Annotated in this window: 17 protein-coding genes; 13 read left to right on the top strand and 4 right to left on the bottom strand. The window is 69.1% G+C overall.

Annotated features, from left to right (window positions below; genetic code table 11):
• Positions 1-3 precede the first annotated feature (3 nt).
• The 10 genes from panB to MTBSS4_RS01845 all read left to right on the top strand — a co-directional run bounded on the left by panB (position 4) and on the right by MTBSS4_RS01845 (position 9,364).
• Positions 4-828 carry a 3-methyl-2-oxobutanoate hydroxymethyltransferase gene (panB, locus tag MTBSS4_RS01800; protein WP_173981666.1) on the top strand — a complete coding sequence of 275 codons (825 nt, stop codon included), beginning with the start codon at positions 4-6 and terminating at the stop codon, positions 826-828.
• The gene (gene panC, locus MTBSS4_RS01805) at positions 825-1,679 is read left to right on the top strand and encodes a pantoate--beta-alanine ligase (protein WP_173981667.1); all 855 of its coding nucleotides are present in this window, start codon (positions 825-827) and stop codon (positions 1,677-1,679) included. Before panB ends, panC begins: the two co-directional genes overlap by 4 nt.
• Positions 1,680-1,819: 140 nt before the next feature.
• Positions 1,820-2,992 carry an aspartate aminotransferase family protein gene (locus MTBSS4_RS01810; protein WP_173981668.1) on the top strand — a complete coding sequence of 391 codons (1,173 nt, stop codon included), beginning with the start codon at positions 1,820-1,822 and terminating at the stop codon, positions 2,990-2,992.
• On the top strand, positions 2,989-3,888 hold the full coding sequence (argF, locus tag MTBSS4_RS01815) for an ornithine carbamoyltransferase (RefSeq protein ID WP_173981669.1): 900 nt from the start codon (positions 2,989-2,991) through the stop codon (positions 3,886-3,888). Before MTBSS4_RS01810 ends, argF begins: the two co-directional genes overlap by 4 nt.
• Positions 3,885-4,790: an Hsp33 family molecular chaperone HslO gene (locus tag MTBSS4_RS01820; RefSeq protein WP_254432326.1), complete on the top strand. Its 906-nt coding sequence runs from the start codon at positions 3,885-3,887 to the stop codon at positions 4,788-4,790. The genes argF and MTBSS4_RS01820 overlap by 4 nt, the downstream gene beginning before the upstream one ends.
• Positions 4,791-4,850: 60 nt before the next feature.
• Positions 4,851-5,447, top strand: a complete 597-nt coding sequence (locus tag MTBSS4_RS01825; protein WP_173981671.1) for a hypothetical protein — start codon at positions 4,851-4,853, stop codon at positions 5,445-5,447.
• A 70-nt stretch (positions 5,448-5,517) separates the two neighbouring features.
• Positions 5,518-6,816 (top strand): iron transporter MagA, encoded by a 1,299-nt coding sequence (magA, locus tag MTBSS4_RS01830; protein WP_173981672.1) that lies wholly within the window; start codon positions 5,518-5,520, stop codon positions 6,814-6,816.
• Positions 6,797-7,414, top strand: coding sequence for a ribonuclease HII (locus MTBSS4_RS01835; RefSeq protein WP_173981673.1), 618 nt, complete (start codon positions 6,797-6,799; stop codon positions 7,412-7,414). The genes magA and MTBSS4_RS01835 overlap by 20 nt, the downstream gene beginning before the upstream one ends.
• A 77-nt stretch (positions 7,415-7,491) precedes the next feature.
• A complete protein-coding gene (locus tag MTBSS4_RS01840) occupies positions 7,492-8,571 on the top strand; it encodes a site-specific DNA-methyltransferase (RefSeq protein ID WP_173981674.1) in 1,080 nt (359 codons plus the stop codon).
• A 19-nt stretch (positions 8,572-8,590) separates the two neighbouring features.
• Complete coding sequence (locus MTBSS4_RS01845; protein WP_173981675.1) at positions 8,591-9,364, top strand: methyltransferase domain-containing protein; 774 nt, start codon at positions 8,591-8,593, stop codon at positions 9,362-9,364.
• Positions 9,365-9,375: 11 nt separating this feature from the next.
• Here the strand turns inward: MTBSS4_RS01845 and MTBSS4_RS01850 are convergent, their stop codons facing one another.
• From MTBSS4_RS01850 to MTBSS4_RS01860, 3 genes are read right to left on the bottom strand one after another with little or no spacing between them, the layout of a single operon-like run.
• A complete protein-coding gene (locus MTBSS4_RS01850; RefSeq protein ID WP_173981676.1) occupies positions 9,376-10,233 on the bottom strand; it encodes a 4-(cytidine 5'-diphospho)-2-C-methyl-D-erythritol kinase in 858 nt (285 codons plus the stop codon).
• A 6-nt stretch (positions 10,234-10,239) separates the two neighbouring features.
• Complete coding sequence (locus MTBSS4_RS01855) at positions 10,240-11,949, bottom strand: tetratricopeptide repeat protein (protein WP_173981677.1); 1,710 nt, start codon at positions 11,947-11,949, stop codon at positions 10,240-10,242.
• A 52-nt stretch (positions 11,950-12,001) separates the two neighbouring features.
• Entirely contained in the window at positions 12,002-13,624 is a 1,623-nt protein-coding gene (locus MTBSS4_RS01860; RefSeq protein ID WP_173981678.1) for an electron transfer flavoprotein-ubiquinone oxidoreductase, read from the bottom strand.
• Between the two features lie 171 nt (positions 13,625-13,795).
• On the opposite strand from MTBSS4_RS01860, the gene MTBSS4_RS01865 reads away from it, so the two are divergent.
• The 3 genes from MTBSS4_RS01865 to MTBSS4_RS01875 all read left to right on the top strand — a co-directional run bounded on the left by MTBSS4_RS01865 (position 13,796) and on the right by MTBSS4_RS01875 (position 15,837).
• On the top strand, positions 13,796-14,614 hold the full coding sequence (locus MTBSS4_RS01865; protein WP_173981679.1) for a uracil-DNA glycosylase family protein: 819 nt from the start codon (positions 13,796-13,798) through the stop codon (positions 14,612-14,614).
• Positions 14,615-14,698: 84 nt separating this feature from the next.
• The gene (locus MTBSS4_RS01870) at positions 14,699-15,379 is read left to right on the top strand and encodes an EI24 domain-containing protein (RefSeq protein WP_173981680.1); all 681 of its coding nucleotides are present in this window, start codon (positions 14,699-14,701) and stop codon (positions 15,377-15,379) included.
• An 8-nt stretch (positions 15,380-15,387) separates the two neighbouring features.
• Positions 15,388-15,837: a hypothetical protein gene (locus MTBSS4_RS01875; RefSeq protein ID WP_173981681.1), complete on the top strand. Its 450-nt coding sequence runs from the start codon at positions 15,388-15,390 to the stop codon at positions 15,835-15,837.
• Positions 15,838-16,028: 191 nt separating this feature from the next.
• On the opposite strand, the gene MTBSS4_RS01880 is transcribed toward MTBSS4_RS01875, so the two are convergent.
• Positions 16,029-16,532 (bottom strand): hypothetical protein, encoded by a 504-nt coding sequence (locus MTBSS4_RS01880; RefSeq protein ID WP_173981682.1) that lies wholly within the window; start codon positions 16,530-16,532, stop codon positions 16,029-16,031.
• Positions 16,533-16,629: the final 97 nt, after the last annotated feature.

Genomic DNA, 16,629 nt, shown 5'->3' on the forward strand with positions numbered 1-16,629 from the left:
GGCATGAGCGTCGAAGTGAAGACCAAGCGGGTCACCACCCGCGACATCCGCGCCCGCAAGGGCGGCGAGCCGGTGGTGGTGCTGACCGCCTACACCGCTCCCATAGCCCGCCTCCTCGATCCCCATTGCGACATCCTGCTGGTGGGCGATTCGCTCGGCATGGTGGTCTATGGCATGGACACCACCCTGGGTGTGACGCTGGACATGATGATCAATCACGGCCGCGCCGTGGTTCGCTCGTCGTCCCGCGCCTGCGTGGTGGTTGACATGCCGTTCGGGTCCTATCAGGAAAGCCCGGAACAGGCGTTCCGCAATTCGGCGCGGGTGATGGCCGAGACCGGCTGCGCCGCCGTCAAGCTGGAAGGCGGCCGCGAGATGGCCGAGACCATCCGCTTCCTCACCGAGCGTTGCGTTCCGGTGATGGCCCATATCGGGCTGAAGCCCCAGGCGGTGCACGCCGCCGGCGGTTTCCGCGCCCAGGGCCGGATCGACGCCGAGGCCGAGGCCATCCGCGCCGACGCCCGCGCCATCGCCGACGCCGGGGCGTTCTCGGTGGTGGTCGAGGGCACGGTGGAGCCGGTCGCCCGGGCGCTGTCGGCCGAGATCGCGATTCCCACCATCGGCATCGGCGCCTCGGCCGCCTGCGACGGACAGGTCCTGGTGATCGACGACGTGCTGGGGCTGTTCGACGATTTCACCCCCAAATTCGTCAAGCGCTATGCCGATTTGCGCCCCATCATCACCGAGGCGGCGGAACGCTACGCCGCCGAGGTCAAGGCCCGTTCCTTCCCCGGCCCGGAACATTGCTTCGGACAGGCCAAGAAATGAGCCGCGACCTCGACATCGTCCGCTCGGTGGCGGAATTGCGCGCCCGCGTCAGGTACTGGCGCGACCAGGGGCTGACCATCGGCATGGTTCCGACCATGGGCGCCCTGCACCAGGGCCACCTGTCGCTGGTGGTCAAGGCGCTGGAGCATGCCGACCGGGTGGTGACGTCGGTGTTCGTCAACCCCACCCAGTTCGGCCCCAACGAGGACTTCTCGCGCTACCCCCGCCAGGAGGCCCGCGACGCCGAGCTGCTGGAGGGCGCCGGCTGCCACCTGCTGTTCGCGCCGACCGTGGCCGAGATGTACCCCGACGGCTTCGCCACCTCGATCTCGGTGTCGGGCGTGTCGGAGGGATTGTGCGGCGACGTCCGCCCCGGCCATTTCTCCGGCGTCGCCACGGTGGTGACCAAGCTCTTGCTGCAATGCCTGCCCGACGTGGCGGTGTTCGGCGAGAAGGATTACCAGCAACTGGCGGTGATCCGCCGCTTCACCCGCGATCTCGACATTCCCGTCGCCATCCTCGGCGCTCCGACGCTCCGCGAGGCCGACGGATTGGCCATGTCGTCGCGCAACGCCTATCTGTCGGCCGGGGACCGCGCCGTCGCGCCGGCGCTGCTGCGGGCGCTGACCGGCATCGCCGACGGCCTGCGGTCCGGCGCCAGGGCCTCGGACCTTTGCCCCCGGGCGGTCGGGGAATTGCTGAAGGCCGGTTTCGCCTCGGTGGACTACGTCGAGGTCCGCGACGCCGACACCCTGACGCCGGCGGAGACGGCCGAACGCCCGGTGCGGATACTCGCCGCCGCCCGGCTGGGGGCCACCCGGCTGATCGACAATATCGGCTGCGGCGGCTGAACCGGCTCGCGCCCGCACTTGCAGTTGACATCGAAACGTTTCCAACCGATATTCTGCCGCTTTCCATGAGCGCGCAGGCCGTTTTCGCTCTCGCAGCGAGGATGCCGGCATTGATCGCGTAAGCGTTCGGGAGAGCGGTGATGATTCCAGTGGTGATGCCGACCTATGCCCGCGCCGACCTCGCCTTCGAGCGGGGCGAGGGCGCTTGGCTGTTCGCCACCGACGGCCGGCGCTTCCTCGATTTCGGCTCCGGCGTCGCCGTCACCGCGCTGGGCCATTGCCATCCCCGGCTGGTCGAGGCCCTGCGCGAGCAGGCGGGCAAGCTGTGGCATTGCTCGAACCTCTATCGCGTGCCGGGACAGGAAAAGGTCGCGGCGACGCTGGTGGAACACACCTTCGCCGACACCGTGTTCTTCTGCAATTCCGGGGCCGAGGCGCTGGAATGCTGCATCAAGATGGCGCGCAAGTACCACCACGCCGGCGGCAATCCCGAACGCTACCGCGTCATCTGCGCCGACGGCGCCTTTCACGGCCGCACCCTGGCGACGGTGGCGGCGGGCGGCCAGAAGAAGCACATGGAGGGCTTCGCCCCGGCGGTGGAAGGATTCGACCACGTTCCCTACGGCAATCTGAACGCGCTGCGCGACGCCATCACCCCCGAGACCGCCGCCATCCTGGTGGAGCCGGTCCAGGGCGAGGGCGGCATCGTTCCCGGCGACCCCGATTACCTGCGCCGGCTGCGGGCCACCGCCGACGAGTTCGGCATCCTGCTGATGTTCGACGAGGTCCAGACCGGCATGGGCCGCACCGGCACCTTGTTCGCCCACCAGCAGGCCGGCATCGCCCCCGACATCATGGGCGTCGCCAAGGGACTGGGCGGCGGCTTTCCGGTCGGCGCCTGCCTCGCCACCGAGAACGCGGCGCGCGGCATGACCGCCGGCACCCACGGATCGACCTTCGGCGGCAATCCGCTGGCCATGGCGGCGGCGGGGACGGTGCTCGACGTCATGCTGGAGCCCGGCTTCCTGGAGCGGGTCGAAAATGTCGCCCGGCTGCTGCGGGACCGGGTCGAGGCCGTCGCCGCCCGCTTTCCCCACGTCATCGAGCAGGTGCGGGGCAAGGGCCTGATGCTGGGCCTGAAATGCCGCATCCCCAATACCGAGCTGTCGGCCCGGCTGCTGGCCAACGGCCTGCTGACCGTGGGCGCCGGCGACAACGTGGTGCGGCTGCTGCCGCCCCTGATCATCGGCGAGAGCGAGGTGGACGAAGCCGTCGCCATCCTCTCGCGCACCTTCAGCGAGGTGGCGCGTTGACTTCTCCCCGGCATTTTCTCGATCTCGACGCCTTCGACACCGCGACGCTCCGCCATATTCTCGACCTCGGCGCCGCCTACAAGGCCGGCAGGGACCGGACGGCGCCCCTGGCCGGCAAGATCCTGGCGATGATCTTCGAAAAGCCGTCCACCCGCACCCGCGTCTCGTTCGAGGCCGGCATGAAGCAATTGGGCGGCGAGGTCATCATGATGGCCAGCGGCGACACCCAGCTGGGCCGGGGCGAGACCATCGCCGACACCGCCCGGGTGCTGTCGCGTTTCGTCGACGCGGTGATGATCCGTACCGACCGGCCGGACAAGCTGATCGAACTGGCCCGCCACGCCAGCGTGCCGGTGATCAACGGCCTGACCGACGATTCCCATCCCTGCCAGGTGATGGCCGACGTCATGACCTTCGAGGAGCATCGCGGCCCCCTGGCCGGCAAGACGGTGGCCTGGGTGGGCGACGGCAACAACGTCGCCGCCAGCTGGCTGCACGCCGCCGGCCATTTCGGCTGCGAGATCCGGCTGGCCTGTCCGCCATCGCTGATGCCGTCTCCGGCGGCGGTGGCCTGGGCCAGGGCCAAGGGCGCCACCGTGACCCTGACGACCGATCCGGCGGCGGCCGTCGCCGGCGCCCATCTGGTGCTGACCGACACCTGGGTGTCCATGGGCTGCCGCGACAAGAACCGTCACGAATTGCTGGCGCCCTATCAGGTGAACGACGCCCTGATGGACAAGGCCGCTCCCGATGCCCTGTTCATGCACTGCCTGCCCGCCCATCGCGGCGAGGAGGTCACCGATTCGGTGATGGACGGCCCCCGGTCGGTGGTGTGGGACGAGGCCGAGAACCGGCTGCACGTCCAGAAGGGCATTCTCAGCTGGTGCCTGGCGTGACCGCCTCGCCCGACCAGGTCGTCCCCTTCGCCATCGGTGGCGGCGCGGTGCGCGGCCGGCTGGTGCGGCTTGGACCGACGCTCGACGCCATCCTGCACGGCTATCCCCTGCCGGTGGCGGCCCTGCTGGCCGAGACCATCGTGCTGGCGGCGGCGCTGGCGGCGCAGATCAAGTATGACGGCGTCTTCACCCTTCAGGCCCAGGGCGCCGGCCCGGTCACCCTGCTGGTGGCCGACGTCACCAGCGCCGGCCATATCCGCGCCCACGCCCGCTACAATCCGGACAAGCTGGCCGGCCTGACGGTGGAGGGGCACGCCTCGGTGCCGCATCTGCTGGGCGGCGGCCATCTCGCCTTCACCGTCGACCAGGGGCCGGACACCGAACGCTATCAGGGCATCGTCGAACTGATCGGCCACACCCTGGAAGAGTGCGCCCGCGTCTATTTCAAGCAGTCGGAACAGTTGGACACCGAGGTCGAAGCGGCGGTGCGGCCGCCGTCCGATGGCGCCGGCTGGGCCGGATCGGCCCTGCTGATCCAGCGCATGCCGGCCGGATCGGGCAATGCCCCGATCCTGGTGGCCGAGGACGCCGAGGAGGGCTGGCGCCGGGCCGTCATCCTGCTGGGCAGCGTCACCGCGGCGGAAATGCTGGACCCCGCCCTGACGCCGGACCAGCTGCTGCATCGCCTCTATCATGCCGAGCAGTTGCAGGTGTTCGAGGCCAAGCCGCTGGAGGCCCGCTGCCGCTGCTCGCGCGAGCGGGTCATGGGGGCGCTGGCCTCCATCGCCGCGGACGAACTGGCCACCCTGGCCGACGCCGGGGGCAACATCGTCGTCACCTGCGAGTTCTGCCGCGCCGAGCATACCATCGCCGTGACGGAACTGGCCCACCCGCGGCCTTGACGCCACCCGGCCCCGTGCCACAATGGCGTGGCACACCTTGAAGCAAGGGAACCCAGACCGATGATCGCTCGGCATCTCCGCCTGATGGTGGTCGTGGCGGCCACCCTGACTGCCTCCGCCTGCCAGAACGCAGCCCCCCCCATGCAGAAGCTGCCTGAAATCAGCTTCACCCACCTGCGCCCGTTCCATCTCGATGTCGGCCAGATGGAGATCGTGTCGGAATACGTCTCTCCCGGCCGCGCCCCCAATATCGAGCACCTGATGCAGACCTCGCCGGCCACGGCGGCGCAGCGCTGGGCCCAGGACCGCCTGAAGCCCATGGGCCGCGCCGGAACCGCCCGGGTGGTTATCAAGGACGCCAAGCTGACCGAGACCGGCCTCGCCACCGACACGGGCCTGACCGGCGCCTTCAAGAAGGAACAGGAACTGCGCTACGAGGGCAGCCTGGAAGTGGCGGTCCAGGTTCTCGACGCCCGCCACATGGTGGTCGGCGAGACCGTCGCCCGCGCCACCCGCTCGCGCACCCTGGTCGAGGGCGCCACGCTCAATCAGCGCGACCAGGCCCAGCACGAAATCAGCGAGGCGCTGGCCAAGGATATCGACGAGCAGATGACCCAGCTGATCGGGTCGTACCTGAACCGCTGGCTGATTCAGTAGGCCCTTTTCCACCACACTCCCGCCACATCCGGCCCCTATACCCCGGGGCCGGATGTGACAAGGGACCGCCATGGACATTCACCATCCCGACCTGACCGCCGCCGCCATCGTCATCATGGCGGCGCTGCTGTGCGGCGGCCTGATGGCCCGGCTGCGCCAGCCGGCCATCGTCGGCTATATCCTGGCCGGCGTGGTGCTGGGACCAAGCGGCCTCGCCCTGGTCAGCAACCGCGACGCCATCGCCACCCTGGCCGAGTTCGGCGTGCTGATGCTGCTGTTCGTGGTCGGCATGCGGCTGGACCTGCGGCGCTTCATGGCGGTGTGGAAGACCGCCCTGGTGGTCACCTTGCTGCAAATCGCCGGCAGCGTCGGGGCGGCGCTGCTGCTGCGCCACCTGATGGGCTGGAGCCTGGGCATGGCCATGGTGCTGGGCTGCGCGGTCGCCATCTCGTCGACCGCGGTGGTGATCAAGGTCCTGGAAGGCTCGGACGAGCTGGATACCCCGGTGGGCCGCACCACGATCGCCATCCTGATCGCCCAGGACATGGCGGTGGTCCCCATGATGCTGGTGCTGGAGACCATGGAGAGCCGCGCCATCGAACCCCTGGACGCCGGCCGGGTGGTGCTGTCGGTGCTGATCCTGGCGCTGCTGTTCTGGGGATTGTCGCGCCGCCGCCTGACCCTACCGCTGACGGCGCGGCTGGCCAACGATTCCGATCTGGCGACGCTGGTCGCCCTGACCTGGTGCTTCGGCGCGGCGGCGCTGGCCGGCATCTCCAACCTGTCGCCGGCCTATGGCGCCTTCCTGGCCGGGCTGGTTCTCGGCAATTCCGCCCAGAGCGAGCAATTGCTGAAGCGCGCCCAGCCGGTCAAAAGCGTGCTGCTGATGGTGTTCTTCCTGTCCATCGGACTGCTGCTGGACTTCCGGTTCATCTGGAAGAACCTGGGGGCGGTGCTGTTGCTGCTGGGGCTGGTGACGCTGTTCAAGACGGCGCTGAACGTCGCCGCCCTGCGGTTGCTGCGCCAGGACTGGCCCAGCGCCTTCCTGGCCGGGGTCGCCCTGGCGCAGATCGGCGAGTTCTCGTTCCTGCTGGCCGAAACCGGCAAGGCCGCCCGCCTGATCACCGCCCAGGAAACCAAGCTGGTGGTGGCGGTCACCGTGCTGTCGCTGGTGCTGTCGCCGTTCTGGCTGTTCACCATGCGCCGCATGCACCGGGTGGCGGTGGTGCGAGTGGGGTCGTTCCGGGAACTGATGGCGAGACTCTATGGCGAGGACGCCCAGACCGTGGCGCGGCTGGCGCGGCGTACCCGGCGGCTGGCCGGGCGGCTCCCCCGCAAGAGGGACGACGATGCCCGACCTCGGCCTTGAGACCCAACTGGGCGGAATCGTCGCCGGCATCGACGAGGTCGGGCGGGGGCCGCTGGCCGGGCCGGTGATCGCGGCGGCGGTGATTCTTCACCGCGACCGCCTGCCGGCGCGGCTGCTGGAACGGCTCGACGATTCCAAGGCGCTGTCCAAACGGCTGCGCGAGGAACTGGCGGCGCTGCTGCCCGAGGTTGCCGTGATCGGCTTCGGCGAGGCCTCGGTGGACGAGATCGATTCCATCAACATCCTGCAAGCCACCCTGCTGGCCATGCGCCGCGCCCATGACGCCCTCGGCCGCGCCACCGACCATGCCCTGGTGGACGGCAACCGGCCGCCCCGCCTGAGCTGCCCGGCACACTGCGTCGTCAGGGGCGATTCCCGGTCGCTGTCCATCGCCGCCGCCTCGGTGGTGGCCAAGGTGCGCCGGGACCGTCTGATGGCGGAATTGGCCCTCGCCTGTCCGGGCTACGGCTGGGAACGGAACGCCGGCTACGGCACCGCCGAGCATCTCGACGCCCTGAAACGGCTGGGGCCGACGCCTCATCACCGCCGCTCGTTCGCCCCGGTGGCGCAACATATGCGGTCCCCAGCCTGTGGATAACCACAAGCCCTAGCAATGAATCATGTGATTTCAATAGGTTCTTGACGGACTCTCATGTTTGACTCAAATTGAGTCCCATGACACTGCCACTCAACACCATTCTGGCTGGCGATTGCATCGCGATGATGGACTCGCTGCCGCCCAAATCGGTCGACCTCGTGTTCGCCGACCCGCCCTACAATCTTCAGTTGGGCGGCGAGCTGCTGCGGCCCGACAATTCCAGGGTCGACGGGGTCGATGACGAGTGGGACCGCTTTTCCGACTTCGCCGCCTACGACGCCTTCACCCGCGCCTGGCTGAAATCGGCGCGCCGCGTTCTGAAGGACGACGGCGCCCTGTGGGTGATCGGCAGCTATCACAACATCTTCCGGGTGGGGGCCATCCTCCAGGACCTGGGCTATTGGATGCTGAACGACATCGTCTGGCGCAAGTCCAACCCCATGCCCAATTTCAAGGGCACCCGCTTCACCAACGCCCACGAGACCCTGATCTGGTGCGCCAAGTCGGCCGAAACCCGCTACACCTTCAACTACGATTCCATGAAGGCGCTGAACGACGACCTGCAAATGCGCAGCGACTGGACGCTGCCGCTGTGCACCGGCGGCGAGCGGCTGAAGAATGGCGGTGGGCGCAAGACCCACCCGACCCAGAAGCCGGAATCCCTGCTCTACCGGGTGGTGATGGCGTCGACCCGGCCGGGCGACGTCATCCTCGACCCCTTCTTCGGCACCGGCACCACCGGCGCCGTGGCCAAGAAGCTGGGCCGCAACTTCATCGGCTGCGAGCGCGACCCCGAATACATCGCCGCCGCCAAGGACCGCATAGCCAAGGTGATTCCCGTGTCCGATCCGTCCGTCCTGCTGACTCCGTCCAAACGCTCCGAGCCCCGCATTCCGTTCGGAACGGTGCTGGAACGCGGCCTGCTCACCCCCGGCGACCTGCTGTTCGGCGGCAGCCGGCACGACAAGGTCGCCAAGGTCCGCGCCGACGGCACCCTGATCACCGATATCCATCGCGGCTCGATCCACAAGGTCGGCGCCCTGGTCCAGGGGGCTCCGGCCTGCAATGGCTGGACCTTCTGGCATTTCCAGGCCGGAGCCGACGACTTCCTGCCGATCGACGTGCTGCGCCAGCAGATCAGGGCCGAACTGCACTGACGAGATCACGGAGGCCGCCATGGCCTGGGACCCGGCGCTGTATTCCGCCTTCGTCCAGCCGAGATTGCGGCCGGCGCTGGACCTGATCGGCCGCATCGAGACCGGGGCGCCGGCCCATGTGGTCGATCTCGGCTGCGGCACCGGCAACGTCACCCGCCTGCTGAAGCAGCGCTGGCCGGGCGCGGCGGTGATCGGCGTCGATTCCTCGCCCGAAATGCTGGAGACGGCGCGGGCGGGGGGCGGCGGCGTCGCCTACACCCTCGCCGACATGGGATCGTGGCGGGCGGCCGGACCGGTGGACGTGCTGTTCTCCAACGCCGCCCTGCACTGGCTGGGCGATCACGCCACCCTGTTTCCCCGCCTGCTGGGCATGGTGGCGCCGGGCGGCGTCCTGGCGGTACAGATGCCCCACAACCATTATGCCGCCTCCCACGCCTTGATGGCCGAGGCCGCCGCCGCCGGGCCGTGGCGCGACCTGCTGGGTCCTCTGGCCGGACGCTTTCCGGTGGCCGGGCCGGCCTTCTATTACGACCTGCTGACACCGCTGGCCGCCTCGCTCGACATCTGGGAGACCGAGTACCTGCACGTTCTCGACGGCGACAATCCGGTGGTGGCCTGGACCATGGGAACGGCGCTACGGCCGGCACTGGCGGCGCTGGAGGACCGGCCGGAATGGCGCGACGCCTTCCTGGCCGACTATTCCCGCCGTATCCGCGCCGCCTATCCGCCCCAGGCCGACGGCCGGACCCTGCTGCCGTTCCGTCGGCTGTTCATGGTGGTGCGGACGGCCTGAGCGCCCCGGCCTCAGCGCCCCAGCAGTTCGGCGGGGGCGATCCACCAGCCCGGCCGCGCCGCCCGCAAGCGGGCGGCGGCGGCCTCGGCCTCGGCCTGCCCGGCGTAAAGGCCGAAGCAGGTGGCCCCCGACCCCGACATGCGCGCCAGCAGACAACCGGAAGACGCGGCCAGTTCCACCAGCATCTCGCCCACCACCGGTTCGATGGATACCGCCGCCGGAGTCAGATCGTTGCGCCGCGCCGCCAGCGCCCTGGCCAATCCGGCGGCGTCGGCGGGGGATTCGGTCAGCGGGTCGGCGGGCGAGAACGGCCCGGTCCGGGCCTTGAACACCGCCGGGGTATGCAGCGGCACCATGGGATTGACCAGCACCAGCCATGCCGGCGGCAGGGCGGGAGCCGGTTCCAGCACCTCGCCGATGCCGGACATGCGGGTGGGAACGCCGGCCAGGCAGACCGGAACGTCGGCGCCGATGGCCAGCGCCAGCGCCCGCAGCCGGTCGTCGGGCAGGGCGACGTTCCACAGCCGCATCAGGCCTTTCAGGGCGGCGGCGGCATCGGCCGAGCCGCCGCCGATGCCGGCCGCGACCGGCAGCCGCTTGGTCAGGCGAATGGCGGCGCCGCCGGCCGTCCCGACCGCCTCGGCCAGCAATCGCGCCGCCTTCAAGACGATATTCTCGCCCTCGGCGGGAATCTGGCCGGCGGTGGGGCCGGCCACCTCCAGGCGCAGGCCGTCGGCCTCGCCGATTTCCAGGGTGTCGCCGACGCCGGCGAACACCACCAGCGAGTCCAGCAGGTGATAGCCGTCGGCGCGCTTGCCGGTCACATGCAGGGACAGGTTGAGCTTGGCGGGAGCGAACACGGTGATCATGGCGACCTACCGGGCCGGCGCGGCCGGAAGCCGGCCGGTGGAGATCTTTTCCCTCAGCGCCTCGATCTGCTCGGGCTCGGGGTCCAGCGACATGGCGCGGTTCCACTGGAAACGGGCCTCGTCGACGCGGCCGACCCGCCACAGGGCGTCGCCCAGATGCTCGTTGATGGTGGGATCCTCTGGCTTCAGCTCGACGGCGCGCTCCAGGTGCTTCACCGCCGCCTGGAAATCGCCGGTGCGGTAGAAGGCCCAGCCCAGCGAATCGACGATGGCCCCGTCATTGGGACGCTGCTGCACGGCGCGTTCGATCAGCTTGCGCCCCTCGTCCAGGTTGACGCCCTGATCGACCCAACTGTAACCGAGATAGTTGAGCACATCGGGCTGATCCGGCTTGAGCCGCAGCGCCTCCTTGAAATCGGCCTCCGCCCGCGCCCACTGCCTCGACCGCTCCAGCGCCATTCCCCGGGCGTAATGAAGCGTCCAGTTGGGGGGCTCGCCCGATCTGGCGGCACGCTCGATGGCCTGGTCGTAGGCCTCGGCCGCCTCGGCGTAACGCTTGTGGCGGCGCAGGATGTCGCCCCGGCTCAGAACCGGCTCGAACGCATCGGGCCGGGCATTGGCCAGGCGGCGCAGTTCGGACAGGGCGCCGTCGGTATCGCCGGCCTCGTCCAGGTTGAAGGCCAGCCGCAGGCGGGCGAACTCGGCCGCCTGGCTGTTGCCGTCGATGGCGCGGTAGATGGCGTTGGCCTCGGCGAGCCGCCGCTGGCGGCCCAGGGTGTCGGCCACCAGCAATTGGGCCAGCGGAAAGTCCGGCCGGAGGCCAAGGGCAAGGCGCGAGAACACCAGGGCGAGGTCGTGGGCGTTGCCCTGGCGCACCAGCGAGGCGGTATCGAACATCACCTCGGCCAGTCCCTGGATGGGGTCGGAGACCACGCGAGCCACGGCGGCCCCGGCGGCCATCTGGCGGCGGCCGTCCAGCAGCGAACGGTCGTTGTGCTCGACATGATAGCGCTGATACAGCTGGGCGGCGGCCTCCATCCGGCCGGTCCGCTGAAAGAAGCCGCCCACCGCCTCCACCGTGCGCACGCTGGTCTGGCCGGCCAGGGCGGCGGCGTAATGCCCTTCCGCCGGCTGGAGCCGCCCGGCCATCTCGGCGATCAGGCCGGCGTGGAACTCGTAGATGGGGGCGAAGCTGGCGGTTTCCGAACGCGGCTTCAGCAGTTTCAGCGCCCCGTCGGGATCGTTCTGGGCCTGGCGGGTCCAGGCCAGCAGCAGCGGCCCGAGAAAACCGTTGATACCCTTCTGCGGCAGGGCGGCGAAGCGCTTTTCCGCCGCAGCAAGGCGTCCGTCACGGGCGTCGCGCAGGCCGGCGGCGAGAAGGGGCAGGGCGGAATCGCCGTCGATGATCAGCAGCCGCTCGGCGATGGGCATGGCCTCGTCCAGCCGCCCCTCGGCCAGCAGCAGGCTGAAGGCGCGCTGTTGCAGGTCGGTGTTGTCGGGGTCGCGGCGGGCGGCGTTCAGCAGGAACTCGGCGGCCGAGCGGGTGTCGCCGTGGGATTGGGCGTAGCGCCCGGCGAGATAGGCCCCCAGCCCGCCCTCGCCGCCCAGCCCGATTCCGCCCGTGGCCTCGGCCTGGGGCGCGGAACGGGGCGCGCAGCCCAGCAGGGCGGCGGCGACAAGCGCGATGCACGACAGACGTCCGACCGATATCACCATATGCTCCGTCTACAATCCGGGGGGCCAGAGGGGGGCGCCCCGGACCACAGCTTTACATGTTGGGATAGTTCGGTCCACCGCCACCTTCGGGAACCACCCAATTGATATTCTGGGTCGGGTCCTTGATGTCGCAGGTCTTGCAGTGCAGGCAGTTCTGCGCGTTGATCTGGAGACGCGGATTGGAACCGTCGTCGTTCCGGACGATTTCATAGACGCCGGCCGGGCAATAGCGCTGTTCGGGGGCGTCGTAATGCTCGAGATTGATGGCGACGGGCACCGCCGAATCGCGTAAGCGCAGATGCGCCGGCTGGTTCTCCTCGTGGTTGGTGCTGGAGATGAACACCGACGACAGCTTGTCGAAGCTGACCACCCCGTCCGGCTTCGGGTATGCGATCTTCGGACAGTCCGACGCTTTTTTAAGCGCCAGATGGTCGGGACGGTGGTGCAGCGTCCACGGCGCCTTGCCCCTGAAGACATAGGTCTCCAGCGCCGAATAGGCGATTCCCCCCCACAGGCCCCAGTGGAAACTGGGGCGGATGTTCCGGACCTCGTGCAATTCGCTCCACAGCCACGACTTCCTCAGGTGCTCGGGGTACGCGGTCACCTCATTGGAGCCGCCCTCGTGACCCAGGGCCTCGGCCACCGCCTCGGCCGCCACCATGGCCGACTTCATGGCGGTATGGGTGCCCTTGATCTTGGGCACGTTGAGGAAACCCGCCGTGTCGCCCACCAGCACGCCGCCGGGGAAGCAAAGCTTGGGGATCGACTGGAAGCCGCCCTCGGACAAAGCGCGGGCGCCGTAGGAGATGCGCCGGCCGCCCTCGAAGGTGGGACGGATGGCGGGATGGGTCTTGAAACGCTGGAACTCGTCGAACGGCGACAGATGCGGGTTGGCGTAGTCCAGGCCGACCACGAAGCCCACCGCCACCTGGTTGTTCTCCAGGTGATAGAGGAACGAGCCGCCATAGGTGCTGGTGTCCAGCGGCCAGCCGACGGTATGGATGATGGTGCCGGCCTTGTGCTTGGCCGGATCGATCTCCCACAGCTCCTTGATGCCGATGCCGTAGGTCTGGTCCTCGCAATGGGCGCGAAGGTCGAAGCGCTCGAACAGGGTCTTGGTCAGCGAGCCGCGGCAGCCTTCGGCGAACACGGTCTGGCGCGCCCACAGCTCGACGCCCGGCGTATGGTTGTGGGTGGGCTGGCCGTCCTTGCCGATGCCCATGTCGCCGGTGGCGACGCCCTTGACCGAGCCGTCCTCGTGGTAGAGCACCTCGGCGGCGGCGAAGCCGGCGAAGATCTCGACGCCCAGCGCCTCGGCCTGGGCGCCCAGCCAGCGGGTGAAGTTGCCCAAGGACACGATGTAATTGCCGTGATTGTTCATCTGCGGCGGCGTCATCAGGCGGATGGCCTTGGATTCCGTCAGGAACATGAAGCGGTCGTCGGCGGCCGGCGTCAGCAGCGGGGCTTCCCGCTCCTTCCAGTCGGGGAACAGTTCCGCCAGCGACCGGGTCTCGATCACCGCGCCCGACAGGATGTGAGCGCCGATCTCCGATCCCTTTTCCAGTACGCAGACGGTCAGCTCGGGATTGATCTGCTTCAGCCGGATCGCCGTGGTCAGGCCCGAGGGGCCGCCACCGACGATCACGACATCGAATTCCATGCTCTCACGTTCCATGACGACCCCGACTCCCAGATCGACCAGGGGGCTGTACCCCTCTTGATCCAAACAGACAGGTCGCCTCTATAGCATACCCGGCGCGGCCGGTTGGACACAAAATCGGTAAGCGCTTACCGAAAATATGCGCCGAGGTCGCGGAAGCGGCGGCACCATGCTACCCTCCGGCTCATGGACGGAGCCCTTCACCCCCACGACATCCTGCGCTGGTACCTGGAGGCCGGCGTCGACGAAACCATCGGCGAAACGCCGGTGGACCGCTACGCCGTTTCCAGCCGCGCCCGCGAACAGCAGCAGCGGCCGGCCTCCGCCCCGCCGCCGGATCCCGTCCCCGACCGCCATCACGCGCCGCCGGCCAGCGCCGCCGTCGCCGCCTCGGCCATCGTCGGCACCGCCGCCCACATCGCCGCCGGCTGTTCCTCCCTGGCCGAACTGCGGGTGGCGCTGGAGGGGTTCGACGGCCTGGCCCTGAAGCGCGCCGCCGCCAGCACCGTCTTCGCCGACGGCAATCCGGAAGCCGCGGTGATGTGCATCGGCGAGGCCCCCGGACAGGAGGAGGACCGCCAGGGCCGCCCCTTCGTCGGAGCGAGCGGCAAGCTGCTGGACCGCATGTTGAATTCCATCGGGCTGGATCGCGACACCGCCTACATCACCAACGTGGTGCCGTGGCGGCCGCCGGCCAACCGCAAGCCCGGCCCGGACGAGGTGGCGGTGTGCCTGCCCTTCCTGTCGCGCCACATCGAACTGGTCGATCCGCAGATGCTGGTCCTGTTCGGCGGTGCCGCCGCCTCGGCGCTGCTGGCCAAGGCCGAGGGCATCAACCGCCTGCGCGGCCGCTGGTTCGAATACAATTCCCCCGGCCTGCCGCGTCCGGTGCCGGTGCTGGCCACCTTCCACCCGGCCTACCTGCTGCGCACCCCCGAGGCCAAGCGCGACGCCTGGCGCGACCTGCTGATGGTGCGAAAAAAGCTGGACGGCGGCGGGCGCTGAGCCCGAAGACCGCCCGTACCCTCTTGGCTGGCGGCGGCGGTCGTGATTGAATTTCCCGCCTGCCCAATCGTCGGAGTCCGCCCCATGCTGTCCGCCCTCGTCAAGGCCTTCGCCCAGTGGAGCGATCCGCGCCTGCGCCGGATCCTGAAACTGGGAGTCGGGGTGGCGCTGGCCTGCTGGATCGGCCTGGCGGTCATCGCCACCCTGGTGCTGAGGCATGTCAGCCTGTTCGAGAACAGCTGGGCCGAAACCGGCTCGGACGTGGCGCTGGGACTGGCCGCGCTGGTGGTGCCGCTGCTGTTCTTTTCCGCCGTCGCCACCTTCGTCATGAGCTTCTGGCTGGACGAGGTCGCGGTCCTGGTGGAGGAGCGGCATTATCCCGGCCTGGGGCCGGCGCGACAGCTGGGCTGGAAGGAGGCGTTGCTGGCCTCGACCCGCTTCCTGTTGGTGATGGTGGCCATCACCCTGGTCGCCGCCCCCGTCTATGTGGCGCTGCTGCTGGTCGGCCTCGGCATCATCCTCAACTACGCCGTCAACGGCTATCTGCTGGGGCGCGAGTATTTCGAGCTGGTGGCCAGCCGGCGGATGGAGGCCGGCGAGGCCCGCCTGCTGTTCCGCAACAATCTGGGGCGGCTGTGGCTGTGCGGCGCCGTCATCAACCTGTTGTTCCAGATTCCGCTGCTGAACCTGACGGCGCCGGTGACCGCCGCCGCCTTCATGGTGCATGTGGTCCAGGGATTGCGGACCGGGCCGTCCAGGCCATGATCGCCGCCATGACGTTCCCAGCCCGCCTCGCCCGTTTCCGCCCCCTGGCCGCGCTGTCGCTGCTGATCCTGTCGGCCTGCGCCGCGCCCGGCGGATCGCCGCCGGCAACCGGGGACGACCCGTCCGCTCCGGCCGCCGCCGCCGCGCCACCGGGCGAGCGCACCGCCATGCCGCCGCCGGTGGACCGCCGGACGCTCACTCCCGAACGACTGAAGGGACTGCACGCGGTTCAGGTGGAAGGGGCGCTGGGAGCCCCAAGCTTCCGCCGCCGCGACCCGCCGGCCGAGATATGGCAGTACCGGATGGGGACATGCACCCTCGACCTGTTCCTGTACAAGGAGACGGACGGCGTCATCGTCGCCCATTACGCGGTGCGCAGCCCGCCGGGAAGCGGGGTCACCGAGCGCGCCTGCCTGGACGAGGTGCTGAACCGCGGCGCGGAGCGGCCGGTCAGCTGACCGCACCTAGAGCGTCGAGCCCCATATCTGAAACGGTAAAATGCATGCGGAGCATGCGTGGGACGGGCGGATTTGCCCCATTACCTTCGGCAACGGGCTTGACCGTAGCGCTGGCTACGCTCGGCGCCCCTTGCCTCGATTCTGAGCCAAATCCACTCCGTCAGGGTGCTTCAGATATGGGGCTCGCCGCTCTACCGCTGCCGCCGCCATTCCGGCCGGACCGCGCTGTCTCCCGGCCGGCGGGCGGCCAGCGGCGGCCGGACGTAAAGCGCGATCAGGTCGACGTAATCGAGGCTCGGCAGCAGGAACAGGGTCACCGAGGCGATCAGGCCGGTGGCCGTCACCGGCACCGCAACCTCGATATCGCCCCCCAGAAGGATGCGCCCCTGGGTCACCCGGAACGGCGCCCCCCCCAGATGGGCGTTGGCGGCCTCGACGATGCGGGCGAGACCGGCGCGGGCGGCCGGCGCTTCGGCCGAAAACGGCATCGGTCCCATGTCGCCCACCAGCTTCAGATGCGCCCGCCCCTCGGATTGCTCGATCCGGCCGGCGAAAAGGACGTCGCGAAAGCGGAAATCGAACTGAACATTGCCGTCGCCCATGGACAGCGGGCGGCCATCGTCATCGGTCCAGACGGTATGGAGATCGATGGGCAGGGCCTTGCCGCCCAGGGTGAACATTTTTGCTTTTGACATTGTTGCCGTCGGGAAAAAGGCGTGCGCACAGTACTATCATGCCGTCGTTCGGGATGAAATTCCAAATGACCGGCGCTATAAGGTGGTCTGTCCCGCC

The sequence above is a fragment of the Magnetospirillum sp. SS-4 genome (genome assembly GCF_902729425.1).
Classification (GTDB): domain Bacteria; phylum Pseudomonadota; class Alphaproteobacteria; order Rhodospirillales; family Magnetospirillaceae; genus Phaeospirillum.

Bases quoted from the DNA above. Each gene is read 5' to 3' on its own strand.
- MTBSS4_RS01825 (WP_173981671.1), top strand. From the start codon at position 4,851: ATGATCGCTCGGCATCTCCGCCTGATGGTGGTCGTGGCGGCCACCCTG.
- MTBSS4_RS01840 (WP_173981674.1), top strand. From the start codon at position 7,492: ATGACACTGCCACTCAACACCATTCTGGCTGGCGATTGCATCGCGATG.
- MTBSS4_RS01880 (WP_173981682.1), bottom strand. From the start codon at position 16,532: ATGTCAAAAGCAAAAATGTTCACCCTGGGCGGCAAGGCCCTGCCCATC.
- panC (WP_173981667.1), top strand. From the start codon at position 825: ATGAGCCGCGACCTCGACATCGTCCGCTCGGTGGCGGAATTGCGCGCC.
- MTBSS4_RS01855 (WP_173981677.1), bottom strand. From the start codon at position 11,949: ATGGTGATATCGGTCGGACGTCTGTCGTGCATCGCGCTTGTCGCCGCC.
- MTBSS4_RS01870 (WP_173981680.1), top strand. From the start codon at position 14,699: ATGCTGTCCGCCCTCGTCAAGGCCTTCGCCCAGTGGAGCGATCCGCGC.
- MTBSS4_RS01835 (WP_173981673.1), top strand. From the start codon at position 6,797: ATGCCCGACCTCGGCCTTGAGACCCAACTGGGCGGAATCGTCGCCGGC.
- panB (WP_173981666.1), top strand. From the start codon at position 4: ATGAGCGTCGAAGTGAAGACCAAGCGGGTCACCACCCGCGACATCCGC.
- MTBSS4_RS01865 (WP_173981679.1), top strand. From the start codon at position 13,796: ATGGACGGAGCCCTTCACCCCCACGACATCCTGCGCTGGTACCTGGAG.
- MTBSS4_RS01810 (WP_173981668.1), top strand. From the start codon at position 1,820: ATGATTCCAGTGGTGATGCCGACCTATGCCCGCGCCGACCTCGCCTTC.
- MTBSS4_RS01850 (WP_173981676.1), bottom strand. From the start codon at position 10,233: ATGATCACCGTGTTCGCTCCCGCCAAGCTCAACCTGTCCCTGCATGTG.
- MTBSS4_RS01845 (WP_173981675.1), top strand. From the start codon at position 8,591: ATGGCCTGGGACCCGGCGCTGTATTCCGCCTTCGTCCAGCCGAGATTG.
- MTBSS4_RS01875 (WP_173981681.1), top strand. From the start codon at position 15,388: ATGACGTTCCCAGCCCGCCTCGCCCGTTTCCGCCCCCTGGCCGCGCTG.
- MTBSS4_RS01860 (WP_173981678.1), bottom strand. From the start codon at position 13,624: ATGGAACGTGAGAGCATGGAATTCGATGTCGTGATCGTCGGTGGCGGC.
- magA (WP_173981672.1), top strand. From the start codon at position 5,518: ATGGACATTCACCATCCCGACCTGACCGCCGCCGCCATCGTCATCATG.